Annotated in this window: 20 protein-coding genes; 19 read left to right on the forward strand and 1 reads right to left on the reverse strand. The window is 59.3% G+C overall.

Annotated elements, in window-relative coordinates:
• Nucleotides 1–17 precede the first annotated feature (17 nt).
• From ACYVI2_RS02275 to ACYVI2_RS02345, 15 genes are all read left to right on the forward strand, one after another.
• Nucleotides 18–1,565: an acyl-CoA carboxylase subunit beta gene (locus ACYVI2_RS02275; protein WP_415822227.1), complete on the forward strand. Its 1,548-nt coding sequence runs from the start codon at nucleotides 18–20 to the stop codon at nucleotides 1,563–1,565.
• A gap of 10 nt (nucleotides 1,566–1,575) precedes the next feature.
• On the forward strand, nucleotides 1,576–2,940 hold the full coding sequence (locus ACYVI2_RS02280) for an acetyl-CoA carboxylase biotin carboxylase subunit (RefSeq protein WP_415822226.1): 1,365 nt from the start codon (nucleotides 1,576–1,578) through the stop codon (nucleotides 2,938–2,940).
• 10 nt (nucleotides 2,941–2,950) lie between these two features.
• Nucleotides 2,951–3,163, forward strand: coding sequence for an acyl-CoA carboxylase biotin carboxyl carrier protein subunit (locus ACYVI2_RS02285; RefSeq protein ID WP_415822225.1), 213 nt, complete (start codon nucleotides 2,951–2,953; stop codon nucleotides 3,161–3,163).
• Nucleotides 3,160–5,256: a 3-hydroxyacyl-CoA dehydrogenase NAD-binding domain-containing protein gene (locus ACYVI2_RS02290; protein WP_415822224.1), complete on the forward strand. Its 2,097-nt coding sequence runs from the start codon at nucleotides 3,160–3,162 to the stop codon at nucleotides 5,254–5,256. The genes ACYVI2_RS02285 and ACYVI2_RS02290 overlap by 4 nt, the downstream gene beginning before the upstream one ends.
• Nucleotides 5,257–5,299: 43 nt before the next feature.
• The gene (locus ACYVI2_RS02295) at nucleotides 5,300–5,689 is read left to right on the forward strand and encodes a Zn-ribbon domain-containing OB-fold protein (protein WP_415822236.1); all 390 of its coding nucleotides are present in this window, start codon (nucleotides 5,300–5,302) and stop codon (nucleotides 5,687–5,689) included.
• Nucleotides 5,686–6,858 (forward strand): thiolase, encoded by a 1,173-nt coding sequence (locus ACYVI2_RS02300; RefSeq protein WP_415822223.1) that lies wholly within the window; start codon nucleotides 5,686–5,688, stop codon nucleotides 6,856–6,858. The genes ACYVI2_RS02295 and ACYVI2_RS02300 overlap by 4 nt, the downstream gene beginning before the upstream one ends.
• A gap of 33 nt (nucleotides 6,859–6,891) precedes the next feature.
• Nucleotides 6,892–7,584 (forward strand): 3-oxoacid CoA-transferase subunit A, encoded by a 693-nt coding sequence (locus ACYVI2_RS02305; protein WP_415822222.1) that lies wholly within the window; start codon nucleotides 6,892–6,894, stop codon nucleotides 7,582–7,584.
• A complete protein-coding gene (locus ACYVI2_RS02310; RefSeq protein ID WP_415822220.1) occupies nucleotides 7,574–8,251 on the forward strand; it encodes a 3-oxoacid CoA-transferase subunit B in 678 nt (225 codons plus the stop codon). The genes ACYVI2_RS02305 and ACYVI2_RS02310 overlap by 11 nt, the downstream gene beginning before the upstream one ends.
• Before the next feature lie 106 nt (nucleotides 8,252–8,357).
• Nucleotides 8,358–8,744 (forward strand): hypothetical protein, encoded by a 387-nt coding sequence (locus ACYVI2_RS02315; protein WP_415822219.1) that lies wholly within the window; start codon nucleotides 8,358–8,360, stop codon nucleotides 8,742–8,744.
• Nucleotides 8,741–9,601 (forward strand): alpha/beta fold hydrolase, encoded by an 861-nt coding sequence (locus ACYVI2_RS02320; protein WP_415822218.1) that lies wholly within the window; start codon nucleotides 8,741–8,743, stop codon nucleotides 9,599–9,601. The genes ACYVI2_RS02315 and ACYVI2_RS02320 overlap by 4 nt, the downstream gene beginning before the upstream one ends.
• Nucleotides 9,602–9,612: 11 nt before the next feature.
• Nucleotides 9,613–10,776, forward strand: coding sequence for an ABC transporter substrate-binding protein (locus tag ACYVI2_RS02325; protein ID WP_415822217.1), 1,164 nt, complete (start codon nucleotides 9,613–9,615; stop codon nucleotides 10,774–10,776).
• A gap of 14 nt (nucleotides 10,777–10,790) precedes the next feature.
• Nucleotides 10,791–11,660 carry a branched-chain amino acid ABC transporter permease gene (locus ACYVI2_RS02330; RefSeq protein WP_094837524.1) on the forward strand — a complete coding sequence of 290 codons (870 nt, stop codon included), beginning with the start codon at nucleotides 10,791–10,793 and terminating at the stop codon, nucleotides 11,658–11,660.
• Between the two features lies 1 nt (nucleotide 11,661).
• Complete coding sequence (locus ACYVI2_RS02335) at nucleotides 11,662–12,633, forward strand: branched-chain amino acid ABC transporter permease (RefSeq protein WP_415822216.1); 972 nt, start codon at nucleotides 11,662–11,664, stop codon at nucleotides 12,631–12,633.
• Nucleotides 12,630–13,415, forward strand: a complete 786-nt coding sequence (locus tag ACYVI2_RS02340) for an ABC transporter ATP-binding protein (protein ID WP_415822215.1) — start codon at nucleotides 12,630–12,632, stop codon at nucleotides 13,413–13,415. The genes ACYVI2_RS02335 and ACYVI2_RS02340 overlap by 4 nt, the downstream gene beginning before the upstream one ends.
• A complete protein-coding gene (locus ACYVI2_RS02345) occupies nucleotides 13,402–14,115 on the forward strand; it encodes an ABC transporter ATP-binding protein (RefSeq protein ID WP_415822214.1) in 714 nt (237 codons plus the stop codon). The genes ACYVI2_RS02340 and ACYVI2_RS02345 overlap by 14 nt, the downstream gene beginning before the upstream one ends.
• Before the next feature lie 68 nt (nucleotides 14,116–14,183).
• Here ACYVI2_RS02345 and ACYVI2_RS02350 read toward each other — a convergent pair whose 3' ends face one another.
• Nucleotides 14,184–15,206 (reverse strand): ABC transporter substrate-binding protein, encoded by a 1,023-nt coding sequence (locus tag ACYVI2_RS02350; protein ID WP_415822213.1) that lies wholly within the window; start codon nucleotides 15,204–15,206, stop codon nucleotides 14,184–14,186.
• A gap of 119 nt (nucleotides 15,207–15,325) precedes the next feature.
• Here ACYVI2_RS02350 and ACYVI2_RS02355 point away from each other — a divergent pair, with 119 nt between their 5' ends.
• From ACYVI2_RS02355 to ACYVI2_RS02370, 4 genes are read left to right on the forward strand one after another with little or no spacing between them, the layout of a single operon-like run.
• Entirely contained in the window at nucleotides 15,326–16,456 is a 1,131-nt protein-coding gene (locus ACYVI2_RS02355) for an HlyD family secretion protein (protein WP_415822212.1), read from the forward strand.
• Nucleotides 16,453–18,039, forward strand: coding sequence for a DHA2 family efflux MFS transporter permease subunit (locus ACYVI2_RS02360; RefSeq protein WP_415822211.1), 1,587 nt, complete (start codon nucleotides 16,453–16,455; stop codon nucleotides 18,037–18,039). The genes ACYVI2_RS02355 and ACYVI2_RS02360 overlap by 4 nt, the downstream gene beginning before the upstream one ends.
• Before the next feature lie 3 nt (nucleotides 18,040–18,042).
• Nucleotides 18,043–19,692, forward strand: a complete 1,650-nt coding sequence (locus tag ACYVI2_RS02365) for an efflux transporter outer membrane subunit (RefSeq protein ID WP_415822210.1) — start codon at nucleotides 18,043–18,045, stop codon at nucleotides 19,690–19,692.
• Nucleotides 19,689–20,324, forward strand: a complete 636-nt coding sequence (locus ACYVI2_RS02370; protein ID WP_415822209.1) for a TetR/AcrR family transcriptional regulator — start codon at nucleotides 19,689–19,691, stop codon at nucleotides 20,322–20,324. Before ACYVI2_RS02365 ends, ACYVI2_RS02370 begins: the two co-directional genes overlap by 4 nt.
• The last annotated feature ends 380 nt before the right edge of the window (nucleotides 20,325–20,704 follow it).

Consider the following 20,704-nt stretch of genomic DNA (forward strand, 5'->3'; position numbering starts at 1 on the left):
AAGACAAGGAGCAGAGCGTGGCGTGGCACAAAGAACTGGACGAACTGGCACAACGCAAGAAACTGGCCGCTCAGATGGGCGGAGCAGAAAAGGTTCAGCGTCATCGAGACGGCGGGAAATTGCCTGTGCGGGAACGTATTGAGCGTTTGGTGGATGCGGGGTCTTTTCATGAGGTCGGCGGATTGGCCGGCAGCGCGCAATACGATGAGCAAGGACGATTGCTTGACCTGACGCCATCGAATCTGCTGATCGGCCGGGCCCGTGTGCAAGGCCGTCCCATCGTGCTGGCCGCTGATGATTTCACTGTGCGTGGCGGCGCCAACGATGGTGCAGTGGGCGACAAGCTGGTTGAATCTGAACAGATGGCGCACGATCTACGCTTGCCATTGGTGCGGCTGGTCGATGGTACGGGCGGCGGCGGTTCGGTGCGAAACATCGAGCTCAAAGGACATACCCTGTTGCCTAAACTGCGCATGTGGCCGCTGATGACGCAGAATCTGGCTTGCGTGCCGGTGGTGTCGCTGGCATTGGGTTCCGTCGCCGGACTCGGGGCGGCACGGGTAGCGGCGAGTCATTATTCGGTCATGGTGCGTGATACGTCGCAGCTGTTCATTGCGGGTCCGCCTGTTGTCGCTCGCATCGGCCAGGTGTTGAGCAAGAACGAGTTGGGCGGCAGTGACATCCATACTCGTAATGGCGTAGTCGACGACGAGGCGGAGTCCGAAGAGCAGGCATTTGCCATGGCGCGCCGCTTTCTTTCATACCTGCCTCGTTCGGTACACGAATTGCCTGCGCGTGGGCCGTTGCCTGAGGGCGATATGCCTGATTTGGCTTGGTTACGCGAAGCCATACCGCGTGACGGACGCAGCGTGTACAAGATGCGGCCCATCGTGGATGCATTGATGGACCCGGGTTCGTTCATGGAGATCGGGCGGCGATGGGGGCGTGCCATCATCACTGGCTTGGCGCGCATTGATGGCTGGCCCGTTGCCGTGTTTGCCAGCGACCCTTATGTGTATGGCGGCGGTTGGGATGGCCCCGCAGCCGAGAAGTTCACGCGACTGCTGGATCTGGCCGAGACGTTTCATTTGCCGGTGGTCAACTTTGTCGATATCCCGGGTTTTCAAATCGGGCTGGCGGCTGAAAAATCAGGTGCGATGCGCTACGGCGTGCGCGCATTGACGGCGGTCGCGCAGTCCACGGTACCCTGGTGTTCCATTCTGGTGCGCAAGGCTTTCGGCGTGGCCGCGGGCGGACATCAAAGCGCGGGCCGATTCAATTTTCGTTATGCGTGGCCCTCGGCACAATGGGGATCCCTGCCTATCGAAGGGGGGCTGGAGGTTGCGTACAAGGCCGAAATCGAAGCGGCCACCGATGCCGAAGCGAAAACTCGCGAGATCGAGGAGCGTGTCCGCAGCCTGACGTCGCCTATGCGTAGTGCCGAGGCATTTGTCGTCGAAGACATTATCGATCCCGCGCAGACCCGTGACGTATTGCGGGAATTCATTGACGTGGTAATCCCGTTGCGCCAACCGGGCGAGCGCGCCGTGGGCTATCGGCCATAAGGAGCGGCAGATGAAACGGGTACTAGTTGCGAATCGTGGCGCCGTGGCCAGGCGCGTCATCCGCGCATTGCGCGTGCTGGGTATGGAGTCTGTCGCCGTGTATTCGGAGGCGGATGCAGCGATGCCTTATATACAAGAGGCCGACCATCAATGCCTGATCGGTCCGGCAGCAGCGATCGACAGTTATCTGAATGTCGAAACCTTGATGCGCGTCGCACGCGAACAGGCTGTGGATGCAGTGCATCCTGGCTATGGTTTTCTGTCAGAAAACGCGGATTTTGCGCAGGCGGTAGAGGACGCAGGGCTGATATTTATCGGGCCCTCGCCACGCTGGATCCGTCTGCTTGGGCACAAGACGCAGGCGCGGGAAACGATGCGCGCGCTCGGCATGCCGATGGTGGCGAGCAGTGCGGTGTTGGAGGGCGATGCTCAGGAATTGCAGCGCGTTGCGTCAGCGTTGGGCTATCCGGTGTTGATCAAACCCGCGGCAGGCGGTGGTGGTATCGGCATGCTGCCTGCGAGCGGACCGCATGATATCGAAACGCAATGGGCGCGCGCCCGCGATATGGCGCACCGCAGTTTTGGCCGTGCGGATCTGTATCTCGAAAAGCTGTTGGGAGAGCCACGCCACGTGGAGTTTCAGTTCCTGGCAGACCGGTATGGCAATGTTCGTTGCTTGTATGAACGTGATTGCTCAACACAGCGGCGCCATCAAAAAGTCATCGAAGAAGCGCCGGCGCCCGGCATCGATCGCGCTGCGCTCGCTGCGATGTCTACTCAACTGCAGAACATTCTTGGCGGTCTGGGCTACGACGTGATTGGCACTGTCGAAATGCTGTACACCCCGGAGACAGGCTTTTCCTTTTTGGAAGTCAACACGCGTCTTCAGGTAGAGCACGCGGTGACCGAACAGATCACCGGTGTGGATATCGTGGCGGCGCAGTTGCGATTGGCTGCCGGCGAACGTCTGGACACCGTACTTGATTCCGTACCGGCACCTATGGGCCACGCCGTGCAGGCGCGGGTCTATGCCGAAGACCCTGTTCGCTTTTTTCCTTCGCCTGGAATGCTGACGAGCTTCGAGCTGCCTGCCATGTCCGGTGTTCGTGTCGAAACGGGATATGCCGCAGGCTGCCGAGTCTCGAGTCACTACGATCCCTTGGTGGCCAAAGTCATTGCGCATGCGGCGACTCGGGCCGACGCGATCAATCTGCTCGAGCGGGCGCTGTCCGAATTCCGGATCGAGGGTATCAAAACCAATATTCCATTTGTCATGCAAGTGTTGGCAGATGCAGATTTTCGTGCAGGCCGAGTCTCGACTGGCATGGCCAGCCGTGTATTGACTGCCACGCGCGAACCCGCGCAGATATCGTAAGGAGACCACAATGAGCAAATTGGAAACACCGGTAGCAGGCCGTGTGCTGTCAGTCACCGTCGCCGTCGGCGCTCGCGTTGCAGAGGGTGACACGATAGCAACGATCGAGTCGATGAAAATGGAGTTGCCGGTGGAGGCGGAGCGTGCCGGCACGGTTGCGCAGGTTCTGATCGCGGTGGGTGACGAGGTCGAGGAAGGTCAGGCTCTGCTGGAACTGGCATGAGTACGGCATCGATTCATACCGAACATCGCGCAAATGGCCGTGTTGCGCTATTGACGCTGGACAATGCGCCGGTCAATAGTTTGAGTGCGTCGATACGCCAGGGGCTACATGATGCGTTGACGTCAGCCCTGGCGGATCCCGGTGTGCTGGCTGTTGTGTTGACCGGCGCGGGCGCCTTGTTTTGCGGTGGCGCGGAGATCCGCGAATTCAATACCCCTGCTTCGGTACGAGAGCCGACATTGCGAGACATCGTGCGGCAGTGTGAGCAGGCCGGTAAACCCATCGTGGCGGCAATGCATGGGACGGTGTTGGGCGGTGGGCTGGAGTTGGCGCTAGGCTGCCATTATCGCGTGGCGCATACCGATACCTCGTTGGGGTTGCCTGAGGTGAAGCTGGGCATCCTGCCTGGTGGCGGAGGGACGCAGCGTTTGCCGCGCGCTATCGGTGTCGAGCGCGCGCTGAACATGATCGTCACTGGCGATCCCATCGGTGCCGGCACCGCGATGCAATGGGGCCTGATCGACGCGGTATTCGACGGCCAGCTTGTGGAGCGAGCGGTTGCCTATGCTCTCGAGCAGGCCGCACACCTGTTGCAAGCGCGAGTGCTGGGCGCACGCCGCGCGCAAGCGCCTGCCGATCCTGCGGTGTACGCCCGGGCGCGAGCTGAGGGCGCTCGCCGTTATCGTGGATGCGTGGCTCCTGATGCTTGCGTAGATTGCATCGAACAAGCTGTCAGCAGTGATATTGATGCAGGCTTGGTCCACGAGCGCCAGCGTTTCGTCGAGTTGGTCAATGGCGAACAATCGAAGGCCCAGCGTCACCTGTTCTTTGCCGAACGCAAAGCGCAGAGACCTCCCACGCAAGGGCGCGCAAACGCCTCGTTTCAGATCGTGGGGGTCGTGGGCGCCGGAACGATGGGCGGCGGCATCGCCATGAGCCTGGCTAACGCGGGCGTCAAGGTGATTCTGGTTGAACGCGAGCAAGCTGCGCTCGACCGCGGCTGGGCGCTCATTCAGCGCAACTATGCCGCAACGGTTGCCAAGGGCCGATTGACCGAACAGGAACGTGATGCGCGATTGGCACGCATTCGTTGCAGTTTGAGTCTGGCGGATCTAGCGGAAACTGAGTTGGTGATCGAGGCCGCTTTCGAAGACATGGCCGTCAAGCTTGAACTGTTCCGCGCGTTGGATCAGATCTGCAAGCCGCAAACCGCGCTGGCATCGAATACCTCCCGTCTGGATATCAATCTGCTGGCGCAAGCAACGGGTCGGCCGGGCTTGGTCTTGGGCACGCATTTTTTCAGCCCCGCAAACGTGATGCGCCTGGTTGAAGTCGTGCGCGGGGCAGCGACGACAGACGAAGTCATCGCCTCGGTATTTGACCTGGCACGCCGCATGAAAAAACTGCCCGTACTGGTGGGTGTATGCGATGGATTCGTCGGCAATCGAATGGTGAGTCCCTATACGCGCGAAGCCCATTTTCTGCTGGAGGAGGGCGCATCACCCTCGCAGGTGGATGGGGCTCTGCAGCGTTTCGGCTTCGCCATGGGGCCATTGCGCATGGCGGATATGGCGGGGCTGGACATCAGCTGGGCGGCACGCAAGCGGCTGGCGCCCACACGGCCCGCCCATCAACGTTATTCGAGGGTCGCGGACACCTTGTGTGAGCGCGGACGGTTCGGCCAGAAAACCGGTGCGGGATTCTATCGCTATGAAAAGGACAGCAGAAGCCCGCTGCCTGATCCTGAGGTGGATCTGCTGATCGAGCAATGTGCCCACGAGGATGGCATCACGCGTCGGGACATCAGTGATGCAGAGATCATCGAGCGTACGGTGTATGCCCTGGTGAATGAAGGCGCGCGCATCCTGGATGAAGGTATTGCCGCCAGAGCATCGGATATCGATGTGATCTATGCCCATGGGTATGGCTTTCCTATACATCGCGGCGGGCCGATGTTCTATGCCGACCAGATAGGGTTGGCGAATGTATTGAACACGATTGAACGGTTTCATCGTCAGCATGGCGAGTTGTGGACGCCGGCGCCGCTGCTTCAGCGGCTGGTGCGTGACGGTCGCAGTTTCGGTGATGCCTGAGACGCATAGGAGAACGCGTTTGGATACCAAAAAGGAAGCGGGTATGGCCAGTGAGGCCGTGGGAGTGGGGCCGCAGGCGCATTACTTTGCCGCGCTGTCCGAGGGACGGTTTGAGATACAGCATTGTGGCGTTTGCCAGGCCTGCCAGTTTTTCCCTCGTACGGTGTGTATGCATTGTGGTGCACAGGATCTGACTTGGATCCGTCCTTCTGGACGAGGCACGGTGTATTCCACGAGTGTTGTACGGCGCAAGCCTGAGGCAGGCGGGGATTACAACGTGGCCCTGATCGATCTGGAGGAGGGGGTACGGCTCATGAGTCAGGTTGAAGGGATTGCCGCTACGGATGTGCGTATCGGTATGGCGGTTCAGGCGCGAGTACGCCAGAAGGATGCCGCACCGCGGCTGGTTTTCGTGACGGAGGCTGCAGAATGAATCTGGAGAGTTTGCGCGGCCAGGTGGCGATCGTCGGGGTAGGGCATGCGGGCCTGGGGGCGGCCCACGGGTATACCGAAATGGAAATCCTGGCGCAGGCGGCCGCGAGAGCGGTCGCGGATGCCGGGATGTCGATGAGCGACATCGATGGCCTGGCCACGTGCAGTTCGTCGGCCACCATGTGGAGCATGCCTGTTGCCGAGTATCTAGGGTTGCGGCCTCGTTATATCGAGGCGACGATGTTGGGCGGCTCCAGCTTTGTCGCGCACCTGCTGCCATCGGTGATGGCGCTGGTAGCGGGCCAATGCGATGCGGTATTGGTGTGCTACGGCAGTACACAAAAAACGGCCACATTCGGGCGTCAGGCTGGGGTAAAAGCCCGCGCCTTGCTCGACCCTCAGCCATTCGAGCAACCCTACGAACCGATTTCTCCCATCACTTCCTATGCACTGGCCGCCGCACGGCACATGCATGAGTACGGAACGACGCGGCGGCATTTGGCCGAAGTCGCGGTCGCCGCGCGGCAGTGGGCGCAGCTCAATCCCGAGGCGGCCATGCGCGACGCGCTGACGATCGATGATGTGCTGGGCGCGCGTATGGTGTCGGACCCGCTGAGCGTGCGTGATTGCTGCTTGGTCACGGACGGCGCTGGTGCCTATGTGATGGTGCGTGCCGACCGGGCGCGCGATTTGCCGCAGCCTCCGGTGTACGTATTGGGTAGCGCCACGGCGGTGTGGAATCGTCAGATCTCGTGCATGGCTGATCTGACAGTGACCGCGGCCGCTGAATCCAGCCAGCGTGCCTTTGGCATGGCCGGCCTGAGCGTTGCCGATGTGGACGTGGTGGAGCTATATGACGCGTTCACGATCAACACATTGTTGTTCCTGGAGGACCTCGGCTTCTGCGGCAAGGGTGAGGGCGGATCCTTTGTGCAGGATGGTGGCATCGCGCCGGGAGGCCGGCTGCCGGTGAATACGAATGGCGGGGGATTGTCGTGCGTTCATCCTGGCATGTACGGCATCTTCCTGATTATCGAGGCAGTCAGGCAATTGAGAGCACAAGCCGGCGATCGTCAGGTTCCTGACGCCGACATTGCCCTGGTACACGGTAACGGGGGGACATTGTCCAGCCAATCCACCGCGTTGTTGGGTGGCCCGTCGACACGTTAAGCGCAGGTCTTGCGACAAATCTCAAGGAAAACCATGTTGGACAAGATCGTGGAATCGTTGCATGAGGCAGTAGCCGATGTGCAGGATGGAGCCGTGGTGCTGATAGGGGGATTCGGCGCTTCCGGTGTGCCGACCGCATTGATTTGCGCTTTGCTCGAACAGGGCGCTCGTGATCTGACGATCGTGAACAATAACGCGGGCAATGGTCCCCGTGGTCTGAGTCAGTTGGTCGAGGCTGGGCGCGTGCGCAAGATGATTTGCTCATTCGCCCGGTCATCGGATCGCAAGAATCCCAATGCCGCGGCCTTTGCTGATGCCTATCGTGCCGGACGCATAGAACTGGAATGCGTGCCGCAAGGCACGATGGCAGAGCGGATGCGGGCCGCCGGTGCGGGAATGGGCCCTTTCTTTACGCCAACCTCCTACGGTACACCTCTCGCGCGAGGCAAGGAAACGCGGGTCATCGATGGCGTGGGTTATGTGCTCGAAACGCCGCTAAAAGGCGACCTCGCCTTAGTAAAAGCCCAACAAGGCGACCGCTGGGGCAATCTCGTTTATCGCTACGCGGGGCGCAATTTTGCGCCGGTGATGTGTACAGCAGCGACGCTTACGGTTGCTCAGGTGGATGAGATTGTGCCCTTGGGGGAAATTGAGCCGCAGCACGTGATGACCCCTGGGATTTTTGTGCAGAGAGTGGTGCACGCGGGAGATCAACATGTCCATTGAAAAGTTGTCGCGGCGGGAAATCGCCCGCCTGGTCGCACAGGATATTTCCGATGGGGCGTATGTGAATCTGGGCATAGGCATTCCTACGCTCGTGGCTGCTTTCCTGCCCAGCGATCGCGATGTCATTTTGCATACCGAGAACGGTATCGTAGGCATGGGGCCTGGAGATCCCGGGATGCCCCTCGATCTGGATCTGATCAACGCCAGTAAAGAGGCAGTCACGTTGCTGGCGGGTGCGTCGATCACCGATCATGTGATGTCGTTCGCCATGATGCGCGGTGGTCACCTGGATCTGACTGTGCTCGGCGCGTTTCAGGTGTCAGGCCGCGGGGATCTGGCGAATTGGGATACGGGCGAGCCGGGGACGATTCCGGCCGTGGGCGGTGCCATGGATCTGGTGGCCGGCGCACGCCAGGTCTATATCACGATGGAGCACGTGACCAAACGCGGAGAACCAAAGATTGTCCAGCAATGTAGTTACCCGCTGACGGGCTCAGGGGTGGTCGATCGCATCTATACGGATCTCGCCATCATGGATATCACGCCTGGTGAACTGATAGTGCGGGGGATGGTGGCTGGCCTGACGCTGGAGGCATTGCAGGCGGTGACGGACTACCCGTTGAGTTTGGCGCCAAATTGGCGCGAGCTGATCGTCGAAGCAAACTGATTTTTGTGCGGCAAGTTGGTTGACAGCGAGAAACTGGCTTGCCTAGAATGTTCTTATAGAAAGAATAAATGTTCTGTCAAAAAGAACGGTCCATGGGAATGGAGACATGAATATCCAGATAAACCAGTCTGCCGGGGCGCAGTTGGCTGCGCGTTTTGTGCAGGCTGCAAGCACATTTACGCGGGACCGTCTGTTCACTGCAGATATGTTGGTGCAGTTTGGCACCAGCCCTGTGCGGGTGTGCATACGCGATGGCGCGGTCATGCAGGTGAAAATGCAGTTGCCGCCCATGTGCGCATGGGATTTTGCTGTGCGTGCGTCGGAGCACGCCTGGCAGGAATTTTGGCGGGCAACACCGGCCCCAGGTTGGCACGACATTTTTGCACTCAGCAAGCGCGGCGAGCTGGAGTTTCTGGGCAATTTGCAGCCCTTGATGGCCAACCTGCAGTATGTCAAAGATCTGTTGGCTACGGGCCGCGAGGAGAACCCATGAGCGCCGAGCTGGAGCCCATCACGGGACGCTATGTGCACCTTGATATCGCTGGCCGATCTTGCCGCGTGTATTTCGAAGAGGCTGGCAGCGGTATCCCGTTGGTGTGTTTGCACACCGCGGGCGCCGACAGCCGTCAGTATCGGCATGTGATGTGCGATGAGGCCGTGACCTCACGCTTTCGTGTGATCGCGTTTGATATGCCATGGCATGGCAAATCCTATCCGCCGCAAGGCTGGCAGGACACCGAATATCAATTGACGACGCAGCAGTATGTGCAGACGATCGTCGCATTTTGCGATGCGCTGGCGTTGGATCGTCCCGCGCTGATCGGTTGTTCTATCGGTGGCCGGATTGTGCTGGAGCTGGCCCGGTTGCATGCGGAACGTTTCCGCGCGCTGATCGGCGTCGAGGCGGCGGATTTTCAGCAGCCTTGGTACGACACATCGTGGCTGCATCGCGGCGATGTGCATGGCGGTGAGGTGTGTGCCGCCTTGGTGTCGGGCCTGGTGGCGCCGCAGTCGCCTGCCGAGTACCGCAATGAGACGCTATGGCAGTACATGCAGGGCGGCCCGGGCGTGTTCCGTGGCGATCTGTATTTCTATCGCGTCGATGGCGATCTACGTGGCAGGCTGAATGGCATCCGTACGGATGTGTGCCCCCTGTACCTGCTGACAGGTGAATACGATTTTTCTTGCACGCCCGAGGACACCTTGCGTACTGCCGCGTCCATCCCCGGTGCACAAGTCACGATCATGCGCGAACTGGGGCATTTCCCCATGAGCGAGAATCCGCAGCAGTTTCGCGGCTATTTGCTGCCCGTGCTGGATGCGGTTGCGTCCCGCTCGGCGGCCGGATAACAGGAGACAACATGATATCCACTCGCATGGCGGCAGTTGCCGCTTGCCTGGTTTTACCCGCGGCAGTCTGCGCTCAAGAGACGTTGAAAGTCGGTGCCCTGGTGACGTTGTCCGGAGCGGGGGCTGCCTGGGGGCAGGGCATGAAAAATGCCGCGGAGATCGCTGCTGATCAAGTCAACAAGGCAGGTGGACTCGAGGTGGGCGGCAAGAAGTATCAGGTCAGCGTCGTGGCCTACGATGACAAGTACCAGGCCAACGAGGCTGTGACGGTGGCCAACCGTCTCGTGTTCGAGGACAAGGTGCAGTACATCATCGGCCCGGTGGGCTCGGCGCCGGTGTTGGCAATACAGCCTACCACCGAGAAAAACAAGGTCATTGTCATGACGCTGGGCTTTACGGCAAAAGCCCTGAGCCCCGACAAACCGTATACGTTCCGCCCCAATGTGACCACAGCCGAGGTCTCGCAACCCCAGATCAATTGGCTGGTGAAGACACAGGGTTTGAAAAAAGTGGGTGCCCTGTTTCCCAACGACGAAACGGGTCAGCAGATTGCTTCCGACTTGGAAGGCGCCTACAAGAAGGCTGGCGCAGACCTCGCAGTGAAGGAGTTCTTTGAGCGTGATCGCGTCGATTTCGTACCGTTGTTGACCCGTATGATGGCGCGGGGAATCGACGCCATCGAGTTGGACGGTAATTCGCCCACGACGGCGGGCCTGATCGTGAAGCAGGCGCGTGAGTTGGGATTCTCTGGAAAGATCGTGCGCACGGGTGGTCCCGCGACTCAGGAAATCATCAATGTGGCGGGGGCGGAGGCGGCAGAAGGGATGTTCGTGCATACGCCAGTCGATCCCGAACTACCCTCGACCAAAGCCTATGCCGAGCTGTACGCAGCCAAATACAAGCATGCGATGAACGGCTTCAGTCCCGCCTTCTATGACGGAACCAATCTGTTGTTTGAAGCGATGCGCCGTGCTGGCACAGTGTCAGATACTGAAAAGGTCCGCGACGAATTACAAAAAATCAGTAATTTCGACGGGGCGCTGGGCACATTGAATTGGACGGGGCAGGCCATGTATGGCATCAACCATCAGTTGAATGCGCCATTCTATGTGGCGCAAGTGCACGAGGCCAAGGAAGTAATTCGCGCTCGCTGCACCGTCGACGGCTGCCAATAACCCGGGAGGCATGCGTGGACTGGAGCATTCTGGTGGCGCAAGCCACCATCAACGGATTGGTCGTGGGCCTGCTGTATCTCTTGATGGCGGTGGGCTTTACGCTGGTATTCGGCGTCATGCGCATGGTGAACTTTGCGCATGGCGAGTTCTACATGCTGGGCGCCTTTGGCGCGTATTTCCTGACGAGCAATCTGCATTTGCCTTTTCTGGCAGCCGTGGCCGTTACGTTCGCTGGCGCCGTGGTGATAGGCGCGCTGCTGGAGTGGGTGATATTGCAGCCATTCCGGCACGATGAACTCAACGGCATGATCGCCACCATCGGATTGGCCATGATCTTGCAGAACCTGGCCCTGATGTTCTTCGGTCCCGATCCGCTCTCTATGCCTGCCGTGGTAAAGGGCGTGACCAGGCTGGGATCCGTGGTGATTCCCTCAGCGCGCGTTTACGTCGTGATCTTTGCACTCGGGGTGTTGGCGTTGCTGTATGGCTTTCTGCGCTATTCGCGTCCGGGTCGCGCATTGCGCGCTGTGGTCGAGGATTTCGAGATCGCGTCTATCCAGGGCATACGCGCTCGTATCTATTATCCGTTGGGGTTCGGCATTGGTGTGGGCTTGGCTGCCGTGGCGGGGGCCTTGATGGCACCGTTGTTTTCGGTCTCGCCATTTGTCGGCGCTACGCCATTGCTCAAGGCCTTTATCGTGGTGATCCTGGGTGGGCTGGGCAGTATTCCTGGCGCAGCGGTCGCCGGCTTGGTGCTGGGGTTAGTGGAAAGCTATGCCAGCCTGTATCTCACAAGCAGCACGGCCGACATGTTGATTTTCGCCTTGGTGATTCTGATGCTTGTGGTACGCCCCAAGGGGCTGCTCGGTCGAGGAGAGGTTTGATATGACGGCATTGGCTCTGACGTCTCGACAAACGATGCGTCCCGGTTGGCGGGTAGCAGCGCTGATCGGAATCGTGCTGGCGGGGATGCTGCCATGGTTCGGCAGTCCGTTCGTACTGCATCTGGCAGTATTGGCGGCATTGAATATCCTGATCGTCAATGGCTTGGCGCTCATTAATCTCGGGGGGCAATTGTCTCTAGGCCACGCAGCATTTGTCGCCGTAGGCGCCTATGCCTCGGTGCTGGCGGGCCAGCATCTGGGATGGTCTTTTCTCCCAGCCGCCGCGATAGGGGTGGTGGCTGCTGCATTGATTGCCGTGCTCTTGGGCTGGGTCATCCTGCGACTGCGTGGCGTGTACTTTGTGCTGGTTACGTTCGCCTTTGGAGAACTGGTCAGGTTGGCGCTGCTGGACGGAGCGAGTTGGAGTGGCGGCGCGAACGGGATAGCGGGTATTCCCGCGGCGTCGCTGCTGGGATTCGAATTCGATACGCGCGGCCGGTTCTATGGTTTGGCATTGATGACTGCATTGTTGTCGACAGCAGGTTTGTGGTGGCTGTTTCGGCGTCCTCTGGGGCATGCGATTGAGTCCGTGCGTGATAACGCTGCCTTGGCGGAATCCACAGGCCTGAACGTTCATCGCTTGCAACTGCTCTGCTTTGTCTTGGGCTGCATGTTGGCTGCGCTGGGTGGCGTGTTGCAGGCCCGCTATATCGGCTTTGTCTCGCCCGAGTCTTTTAACACCGGGATGTCTATCGCGTTTGTCATCATGCTAGTAATTGGCGGACGTCAATCCGTATGGGGGCCGTTGATCGGCGCCTTGGTGCTGACGCCGTTACCCGAACTGTTTCGTGGTGCCGTGCAGACACAGCACGTGTTCTACGGAGCCGCGTTGATCTTGATTCTGCGCTTTTTACCCGATGGGTTGGTCGGGATCGCGCGCCATGTCAATCGTAGACGCAAGGAGCACGCATGAGTTCCCCCTCGCTATTGCAGGTCAACAATCTGTCGCGCCGATTTGGCGGATTGACCGCGTTGCGCGACTTGACGTTCTCGGTTGAGGAGGGCGAGATCTTCGGCCTCATAGGCCCCAATGGTGCGGGCAAGACAACGGCTTTCAATGTGCTCAGCGGCAGTATGCCTCCGTCGTCGGGAACGGTGCGATTCGCGGACCATGATGTCACGGGAGGTCCGCCGAGCCGTGTCGTCGCCGTGGGGCTGGCTCGTACATTCCAGGCGACCTGCACCTATCCTGCCGTGTCGGTCGCGGAGAATATTTATCGAGGGCTGCTGTCGCGAATCTCTGGATCGATGGCTGCGCGCCTGGTCGGGCGGCGTGATGCGGCGTTGTCCGGGGGACAAGTGAGTGAGGAAATCGATCGCATCCTGTCCATGACGGATCTTGACCCGTGGCGTGAGACACCCGCAAGCGCATTAGCCTATGGCCTGCAGAAAAAGCTGGGTATTGCAGTGGCATTGGCCGCTCGGCCTCGCATGTTGCTGCTCGACGAACCAGCCGCGGGGTTGAATCACGAAGAATGCCGGGAGCTAGGCAATTTGTTGCGCCGTCTGCGCAACGAGCATGGTTTGACCTTGCTGCTGGTCGAACACCATATGGCGTTGGTGATGGAGCTGTGCCAACGTATCGTGGTCCTGGTGCAAGGAGAAAAAATTGCCGAAGGCACTCCACAGCAGATACGTGAACATCCAGCCGTGATTGAAGCCTACTTAGGAGCACCTGACTATGCCCATGCTTGAGGTGACCGGTCTGACGGTGCGCTACGGTGCATTGCGTGCCGTGCACAACATCGATTTCTCGGTCGATGCGGGCCAGATCGTCGCGTTGATCGGGTCAAATGGTGCCGGCAAGAGCACGGCGTTGAAGGCTGTCATTGGTTTGGTTCGCGCCGCCGAAGGCACCATACGTTTTGAGGGTCATGACATCGCGTCGCAGGGGGCTGCCACCAGAGTCTCTGCCGGAATTGCCCTATCGCCAGAAGGCCGGCGCCTGTTTGGCCGCATGTCCGTGCGTGATAATTTGTTGGCGGGCGCGCACGGAGTGCGGTCGCGTTCGGCCGTGGCACATAGCCTGGATGAGGTATATGCGCTGTTTCCCAGAGTGAAAGAACGCAGCGCGCAGCTGGCGGGCTCATTGTCCGGGGGAGAGCAGCAGATGGTGGCGATAGGCCGAGCCCTCATGGCCAATCCCAGATTGCTGATGCTGGACGAACCGTCCCTGGGTATTGCTCCAAAGATCGTCGGTGAAATTGCTGCCGCGATCGAACGGATCAATCGCGATAAAGGGATGTCGATCGTGCTGGTCGAGCAGAATGCTCGCTTGGCGCTGCGTTTGTCGCATCGTGCTTATGCGCTCGAGCATGGAGAGATCGTGAGGACCGGTAAAGGCGTGGAATTGCTCGCCGATCCCTTTGTGCAAAAAGCTTATCTCGGAATCTGATCCATGACCTGCAACTCGAGAGATCTTTTGTCCCGCATCGACGCCAATAGCACTAATCCACCACCACCCTACAGCCCAGCCTGCACCCGCTCCGCAACATCTGTAGGAACCCACTTCTGCCAAACGTCCGGATACTTACGCAGAAAATACAACGCAGCATCCTCAGGCTCGGCCTTTTCGTTTTCAAGCCATCCCAATGTGTCATCGATAGCCGCATCGGGCACATTGAGTTTCGTGAAAAATGCTTCGAGCTGGGGAGCCTGGCGTGCGAAATCGGCGTTCAAACCGGTGACCACACGATTGGACTTGAACTCGGTAGCAACCGGCTTTTCGCATTTGGGATCGGTCATGCAGGTGTAGGCTGCTTGATCAAACGGCGGCAGTTCCAGCTTGACCAGGTCCAGCGAGCCTACCAATGCCGTGGGCGTCCAGTAATAAAACACCATGTCGCGTTTGCGTTTATAGGCCGAGATGATGGCGGCCTTTTGCGCGGCGCCGGAGCCGGGTGCGAAGAGCGTGTATTTGTCTTCGAGTTTCAGGGCCTTGAGCAGATTTGCATTCAGGGTGCCGCATGCCCACCCGGCAGGGCAACCATAGATGCGCCCTTTGGACGGGTCCTCGGGATCGGCAAAGACCTTGGTGAATGCCGCCAGATCGGCGGCCTGTTTGAGCTCGGGATGGCGCTCCTGGGTGTACCGCGGAATGTACCAGCCTTCGCCCGCATCAAAGACATGGCCTGCAGCGAGTACCTTGCCGGACTTTTGAGCCTTTTCCCAAGCGACCTCGATCTGGCCGGGCCAGACCTCAGGGGTCACATCCACATCGCCGCGTTGCAACGCGGCCAGCATGGCCAAGGTCTCGCCGATTTCCACCGACGTTTTGCAGCCATAGCCGTGTTCCACGATAAAGCGTTCGATACCGGCGAGGACGAGGTTGGATTCCCAGTTCAGCCCGCTAAAGCGTACGGGCCGATCGATTTCACAAGAGGCAGCGGAGGAGGTCGAGGCAGCGGAGGCGGATGAGGCCCAGAGCAGCGCCGTGGCGCTGGTCAGGACGGCGAGAAAGCTCAGAGCGGAACGCATCAGGCGCATGGGAACTCCTGGGCTGATGGAAGTAGGAAATTTCATTGTACGTAGTGCCTTGTCGGGTTTTTGTAAGGTGATCAAAACTAGACTGAACGTCTCAGTTCATTTTTGCATTGCAAAAACTCATGGAAAACGATTCGATTCCTAAAGGCGATTCGGCGCAGGGCGAGGCCGCCTCACCAGACAGCGGTCCGAGCAGCACGGCAGACACCCGGCGGAAACCAGCCAATAAAAGGTCCCAGGCCATCTTGATTCTGGTGGTCTTGATCATTGTCGTTCTAGGTGTGGGGTGGTGGTTTCTGACTCGCAATCAAGAATCTACCGACGATGCTTTTACCGAAGGCAACACGGTCAGTATGGCGGCGCAGGTCAGCGGCTATGTCGAGGAACTGCACATTCAGGATAACGCTTACGTTAAACGTGGCGCCTTGTTGTTGCGTATCGATCCGCGTGATTATGTGACGCGACGTGATCGTGCCAAGGCGCAGTTGGGTCTGGCGCAGGCCCAATACGACCAGGCACAGGTGCAACTCACCTTGGCGCAGACCCAGTATCCTGCGCAACTGGATCAGGCCAAGGCGCAAGAGGCCTCAGCGTCTGCCGCCTTGCAACGCGCCGAGCAATCGTACCGCCGCCAACGGTCCGTCAATGAGCGGGCAACGACGCAAGAGAACATCGATGCAGCAACGGCGCAGCTGCGCGATGCACGAGCCACCTTGCAATCGGCTCAGGCGCAAGTGCGCATCGCCAGTCAGGCATCGCAACAAGTAGCCGAAGTGCAAACCGTAGTGGCGCAACGCAAACAACAGGTGGAGCAGGCACGGGCAGAGCTGGCACAGGCCGAGCTGGACTTGTCTCGTACGGAAATTCGCGCACCAAACGACGGCTGGATTGCGCGCCGCAATGTACAGGTAGGCACGCTGGTGCAACAGGGCAGTGCGATGTTCACGCTGGTTACGCCTGAGCGCTGGATCACCGCGAATTTCAAGGAGTCTCAACTGGATCGCATGCAGCCTGGCGACAAGGTGGACATCGAAGTCGATGCCTATCCCAGTCTCAAGCTCAGCGGTCATGTCGACAGCATTCAACAGGGCAGTGGTTCGCGCTTTTCGGCATTCCCGGCGGAAAACGCGACCGGCAACTTCGTCAAAGTCGTGCAGCGAGTGCCGGTGAAAATCGTTATTGACGAGGGCCTGGATGCAAAACAGCCTATGCCGCTGGGGCTGTCAGTGATTCCTACGGTGACTGTGCAATGAGTGCGGCTGGCAGCGTGCAGGGCCAACTCGGTTGGACGCCGCGCGCCAATCCCTGGGCGGTCGCCGTGATCGTGACGCTGGCCGCGTTCATGGAGGTATTGGACACCACCATCGTCAATGTGGCGCTGCCGCATATCGCGGGCACCATGTCGGCCAGCTATGACGAGTCGACGTGGGCATTGACCTCATATCTGGTGGCCAACAGCATCGTACTGCCGATCTCTGCATTTCTAGGGCGCTGGATGGGGCGCAAGCGGTATTTCATGGTGTGCATTGTGATGTTCACCGTGTGCTCGTTCATGTGCGGCGTTGCGACCGAGTTGTGGCAACTGATCCTGTTTCGCTTGCTGCAAGGGTTTTTCGGCGGCGGATTGCAGCCTAATCAACAGGCGATCTTGTTGGATTATTTCCCGCCGGAGGACCGCAGCAAGGCATTCTCTGTATCTGCTATCGCCATCATCGTGGCGCCGATCTGCGGCCCGACATTGGGTGGCTGGATTACCGATACGTTCTCATGGCGTTGGGTGTTCTTGATCAACGTGCCGGTGGGGATCGTCACGGCGTTGGCGGTCATGCAGTTTGTCGAAGATCCGCCTTGGGAAAAACGCGCTGACAAGGGCACGCTCAGCATCGACTATATCGGTATCGGATTGATTGCCTTGGGTCTGGGAGCACTGGAGGTGACCTTGGATCGAGGTGAAAACCTGGACTGGTTAGGGTCGAACTTTATCCGGGTATCGGCCGTGTTGACGGTGGTGGGCCTCGTTGGTGCAGTGATTTGGCTATTGCGCACGCGTCATCCGGTGGTGGAGTTGCGTGCCTTGAAAGATCGCAATTTTGCCTTGGCATGCGTATGCATATTCGGCTTTGCGACGGTGCTGTATGGCAGCGCGGTGTTGATTCCGCAATTGGCGCAACAGCAACTCGGCTATACCGCAATGTGGGCAGGGCTGGTGCTGACGCCTGGCGCGGTGCTGATTATCCTGATCATTCCCATCGTCAGCAAAATCATGCCCTATGTTCAGACACGCTACATCGTGGCGACGGGGTTTTTATTGCTGGGCTTGGCGATGGTGTATTCGCACGGACTGACTCCCAATATTGATTTTCACAACCTGGCGATGATGCGCAGTGCGCAGTCGATGGCGATCGGGCTGTTGTTTGTGCCGGTGACGACGCTGGCCTACATCACGCTGCCCACGCGCTTTCAGGCCGACGGCACGGCGTTGTTTACGATGTTTCGCAACATCGCGGGCTCGGTCGGTATTTCGACGGCATCGTCATTGTTGCGCGAGCGTTCGCAGGTACAGCAGGCGTATTTATCCGAGCACCTCAGTACCACCAATCAGAACTATCAAGACACGCTGCACGGTCTGACGAATTCGATCCAGGATTATGCGCATGTCGCTGGCGACAGCACGCAGGCTGCCGCTGCACACATGTACCAGACGCTGATCGCGCAATCGACCATCCTGGCCTACAAGGACGTGTTCATCTATTGCGCCATTCTTGCCTTTTGTTTGATCCCGCTGACGCTGTTGTTTTCCAAAGTGAAGACCGCAGGCGCTGCGCCGGGACATTGAGCCATGGCTATTCATCATTCATCACGTATGCTCCGTCATTTTCATCGTCTTACGCCGCGAGGCGCGAGTGCGCTGCTGGCTCTCGCGCTGGCAGGTTGCGCGGTAGGGCCCGATTATCATCAACCGGATTCTCAGGCGCCGGCGCAGTTCAACGATACGGCGCATCCCTCAGCGGCTGCGTCTTCGGTGACCATGCAGTCCGAACCGGACCCGCGTTGGTGGAGAGGTTTTAATGATCCAGTGCTGGACAGCCTGATCGACCGCGCCATCGCGGGCAACCTGACCCTGCGTATGGCTGTGCTGCGGATCGCGCAAGGCCGAGCGCAAACCCAGATGGAGGGCGCGGCAGGATTGCCCAGTATCAGCGCCAACGCCAGCTACAACCGGCAGTTGCTGGGGTTGAAAGGCTTGTTGCAGTCTAACGGCGCGTATGACAAGGCCAAGGACTATGACGGCGCGTCAAACGTGCTTGATCAAATTACCCAGCCAACGGGCTTGTTCCAGGTGGGCTTTGATGCCTCGTGGGAGCTGGATCTGTTCGGCCGTGTGCGCCGTGCCGAAGAGGCTGCCCAGGCTCAAACGGATGCAGTCATAGAAAGCCGCAACGATGCCTTGGTCAGCCTGCAAGCCGAGGTGGCACAGGCCTATGCGCAACTACGCGGCGCACAAGCGATGCGGCAAGTTTTGCAGAATGAGTTGAATGTCGCACGCGATACGTTGGATCTGACACAGAGCCGCCAGCGTTCAGGACTGGCAAGTCAAATGGATGTTGCGAACCAGCAGACGCAACTCGCGCAGCTGGAGTCGCGTTTGCCTTCGACCGAGCGGCAAGAACGCCAGGCATCCAATGCGTTGGCGGTACTGTTAGGATTGACGCCAGGGGCGTTGGATGCCGAGCTCAGTGCGCCGGCAGCCATTCCTGCCGTACCGCAAATGGTGCCTGTGGGAGTGCCATCGACGTTGGCGCGCCGCCGTCCCGACGTACGTCAGGCCGAAGCCCAGCTGCATGCCGCGACGGCACAAACGGGTGTCTCGATCGCGCAGCTATTTCCCGATGTCTCGTTGTCAGGGCAATTCGGTACGCGTGCCACCGATGGCGACTACATCGGGCGGTGGGCCAGCCGGTTCTGGTCTATCGGTCCCAGCGTGTCTTTACCCATTTTTCAGGGCGGCCGCTTGGTCGAAAATGTGAAGCTTGCTAAAGCCCAGCAAGCCGAGATGGCGTTGAACTACCGGCAAACCGTGCTGACCGCGCTGCAAGATGTAGAGAACGCATTGGTCGCGTATCGCAGCGATCAGGTCAAGCGCGATTCTCTGCAACGCGCGGTAGATGCGGGCCAGGAGGCTTTCGAACTCGCCCGTGATGCGTACCGGGGTGGATTGGGCAGCTTTCTGGATGTGTTGTCTGCAGAGTCGCGATTGGATGAGTCCCGTCAAGCTTGGGTGGAGGCCAATCTACAGGTGACGACAGACCTGGTGGCTTTGTACAAGGCCTTGGGGGGAGGTTGGCAGGATGATGCGCAACCGGGGGAGATGGTACCGCCGGTCGGTTCTATTGGGAATGCTGGGCATGTTGCGCCATCTGAACCGATCGAGAATAAGGGAGATTCGCACGATAATGCCGGTCTCGGAAAATCGGAGCTGGCGCAATGACGCAGTCCGCGATGCCCACGAACGTGTTGGGGCGCAAGCAAGAGCAGGTCATCCATGCTGCGCGTGATCTGTTCCTGCAGCATGGCTTTGAGGGAGCGACGATGAACATGATCGCTGCACAAGCCGAGGTCTCAAAGGCCACGCTCTACGCGTACTACCCTACGAAGGAACAGGTCTTTGTCGCGGTCATTCAGCGTGAGGTCACGACGCTGCGCGCGACCATCATGTCGACTAGCGAGGACGAGAGCCGGCCTATCCGGGATAAGTTGCTCGAGATCGGCAATACGGTGATTTGCGCGGCGACGATGCCGGATCATGTGTTTTTCTTTCGCGCCATTATTGCTGCGACGTTGCGATTTCCGGAGCTGGGCCGCATTATCAATCAAGACTTTCGGGCGCCGTTGCGGGACAGTGTGGCGCAGATGTTGTTGCAGGCGTCGCAGAAGGGCGAGCTTTCCTGTCCGGATCCTCAGTTTGCTGCGCAGACGTTTCTGTCTATTGTGCGGGGGGATGTTGCTATGACGGCGTTGTTTGATGCTAGTGCGGCGCGGGAGCTACAGGCGGGGGTGCATGAGCATGTGCGGGAGAGTGTGGAAGTGTTCTTGCGGGCGTTTGGTGGGGGATGTCGTTGAGTAGGGCGGTTGCTTGCGATGAGTAGAGTTCTTTAGGCGCATTCGGTCGGTGTGCAAAAGCCGCGCCGGCCCTATCGCAACGGCTCGGCGCAAGACCAGGCGCCGAGGTCCCCTTCGGGGACTACCCGTCGCTCAACGGGCCGGCGCGGCTTTTGCACACCGACCGAATGCTCGTAATGTCTGCTGGCATCGGATGCTGGACGTCGAGCATCATAAAAAAACTGGCCATGGCCAGTTCGCATCCGATGTTCATCTCTATTGTGAGTCTCGGGTGCGTGCCTGAGTGCGGCGCCGGGCCGTTGAGCGCGGATTTAGCCCGCGAAGCGGGCCGAGGCCCCTGGTGACGGGCCGAGTCCGCGCGATAGGCCCGGCGCCGCACT

It is taken from the genome of Bordetella tumbae (assembly GCF_054780995.1).

Excerpts from the sequence above, each read along its gene's own strand:
- ACYVI2_RS02280 (WP_415822226.1), top strand. The coding sequence starts at position 1,576 with ATGAAACGGGTACTAGTTGCGAATCGTGGCGCCGTGGCCAGGCGCGTC.
- ACYVI2_RS02285 (WP_415822225.1), top strand. The coding sequence starts at position 2,951 with ATGAGCAAATTGGAAACACCGGTAGCAGGCCGTGTGCTGTCAGTCACC.
- ACYVI2_RS02290 (WP_415822224.1), top strand. The coding sequence starts at position 3,160 with ATGAGTACGGCATCGATTCATACCGAACATCGCGCAAATGGCCGTGTT.
- ACYVI2_RS02295 (WP_415822236.1), top strand. The coding sequence starts at position 5,300 with ATGGCCAGTGAGGCCGTGGGAGTGGGGCCGCAGGCGCATTACTTTGCC.
- ACYVI2_RS02300 (WP_415822223.1), top strand. The coding sequence starts at position 5,686 with ATGAATCTGGAGAGTTTGCGCGGCCAGGTGGCGATCGTCGGGGTAGGG.
- ACYVI2_RS02305 (WP_415822222.1), top strand. The coding sequence starts at position 6,892 with ATGTTGGACAAGATCGTGGAATCGTTGCATGAGGCAGTAGCCGATGTG.
- ACYVI2_RS02310 (WP_415822220.1), top strand. The coding sequence starts at position 7,574 with ATGTCCATTGAAAAGTTGTCGCGGCGGGAAATCGCCCGCCTGGTCGCA.
- ACYVI2_RS02315 (WP_415822219.1), top strand. The coding sequence starts at position 8,358 with ATGAATATCCAGATAAACCAGTCTGCCGGGGCGCAGTTGGCTGCGCGT.
- ACYVI2_RS02320 (WP_415822218.1), top strand. The coding sequence starts at position 8,741 with ATGAGCGCCGAGCTGGAGCCCATCACGGGACGCTATGTGCACCTTGAT.
- ACYVI2_RS02325 (WP_415822217.1), top strand. The coding sequence starts at position 9,613 with ATGATATCCACTCGCATGGCGGCAGTTGCCGCTTGCCTGGTTTTACCC.
- ACYVI2_RS02335 (WP_415822216.1), top strand. The coding sequence starts at position 11,662 with ATGACGGCATTGGCTCTGACGTCTCGACAAACGATGCGTCCCGGTTGG.
- ACYVI2_RS02340 (WP_415822215.1), top strand. The coding sequence starts at position 12,630 with ATGAGTTCCCCCTCGCTATTGCAGGTCAACAATCTGTCGCGCCGATTT.
- ACYVI2_RS02345 (WP_415822214.1), top strand. The coding sequence starts at position 13,402 with ATGCCCATGCTTGAGGTGACCGGTCTGACGGTGCGCTACGGTGCATTG.
- ACYVI2_RS02350 (WP_415822213.1), bottom strand. The coding sequence starts at position 15,206 with ATGCGCCTGATGCGTTCCGCTCTGAGCTTTCTCGCCGTCCTGACCAGC.
- ACYVI2_RS02355 (WP_415822212.1), top strand. The coding sequence starts at position 15,326 with ATGGAAAACGATTCGATTCCTAAAGGCGATTCGGCGCAGGGCGAGGCC.
- ACYVI2_RS02360 (WP_415822211.1), top strand. The coding sequence starts at position 16,453 with ATGAGTGCGGCTGGCAGCGTGCAGGGCCAACTCGGTTGGACGCCGCGC.
- ACYVI2_RS02365 (WP_415822210.1), top strand. The coding sequence starts at position 18,043 with ATGGCTATTCATCATTCATCACGTATGCTCCGTCATTTTCATCGTCTT.
- ACYVI2_RS02370 (WP_415822209.1), top strand. The coding sequence starts at position 19,689 with ATGACGCAGTCCGCGATGCCCACGAACGTGTTGGGGCGCAAGCAAGAG.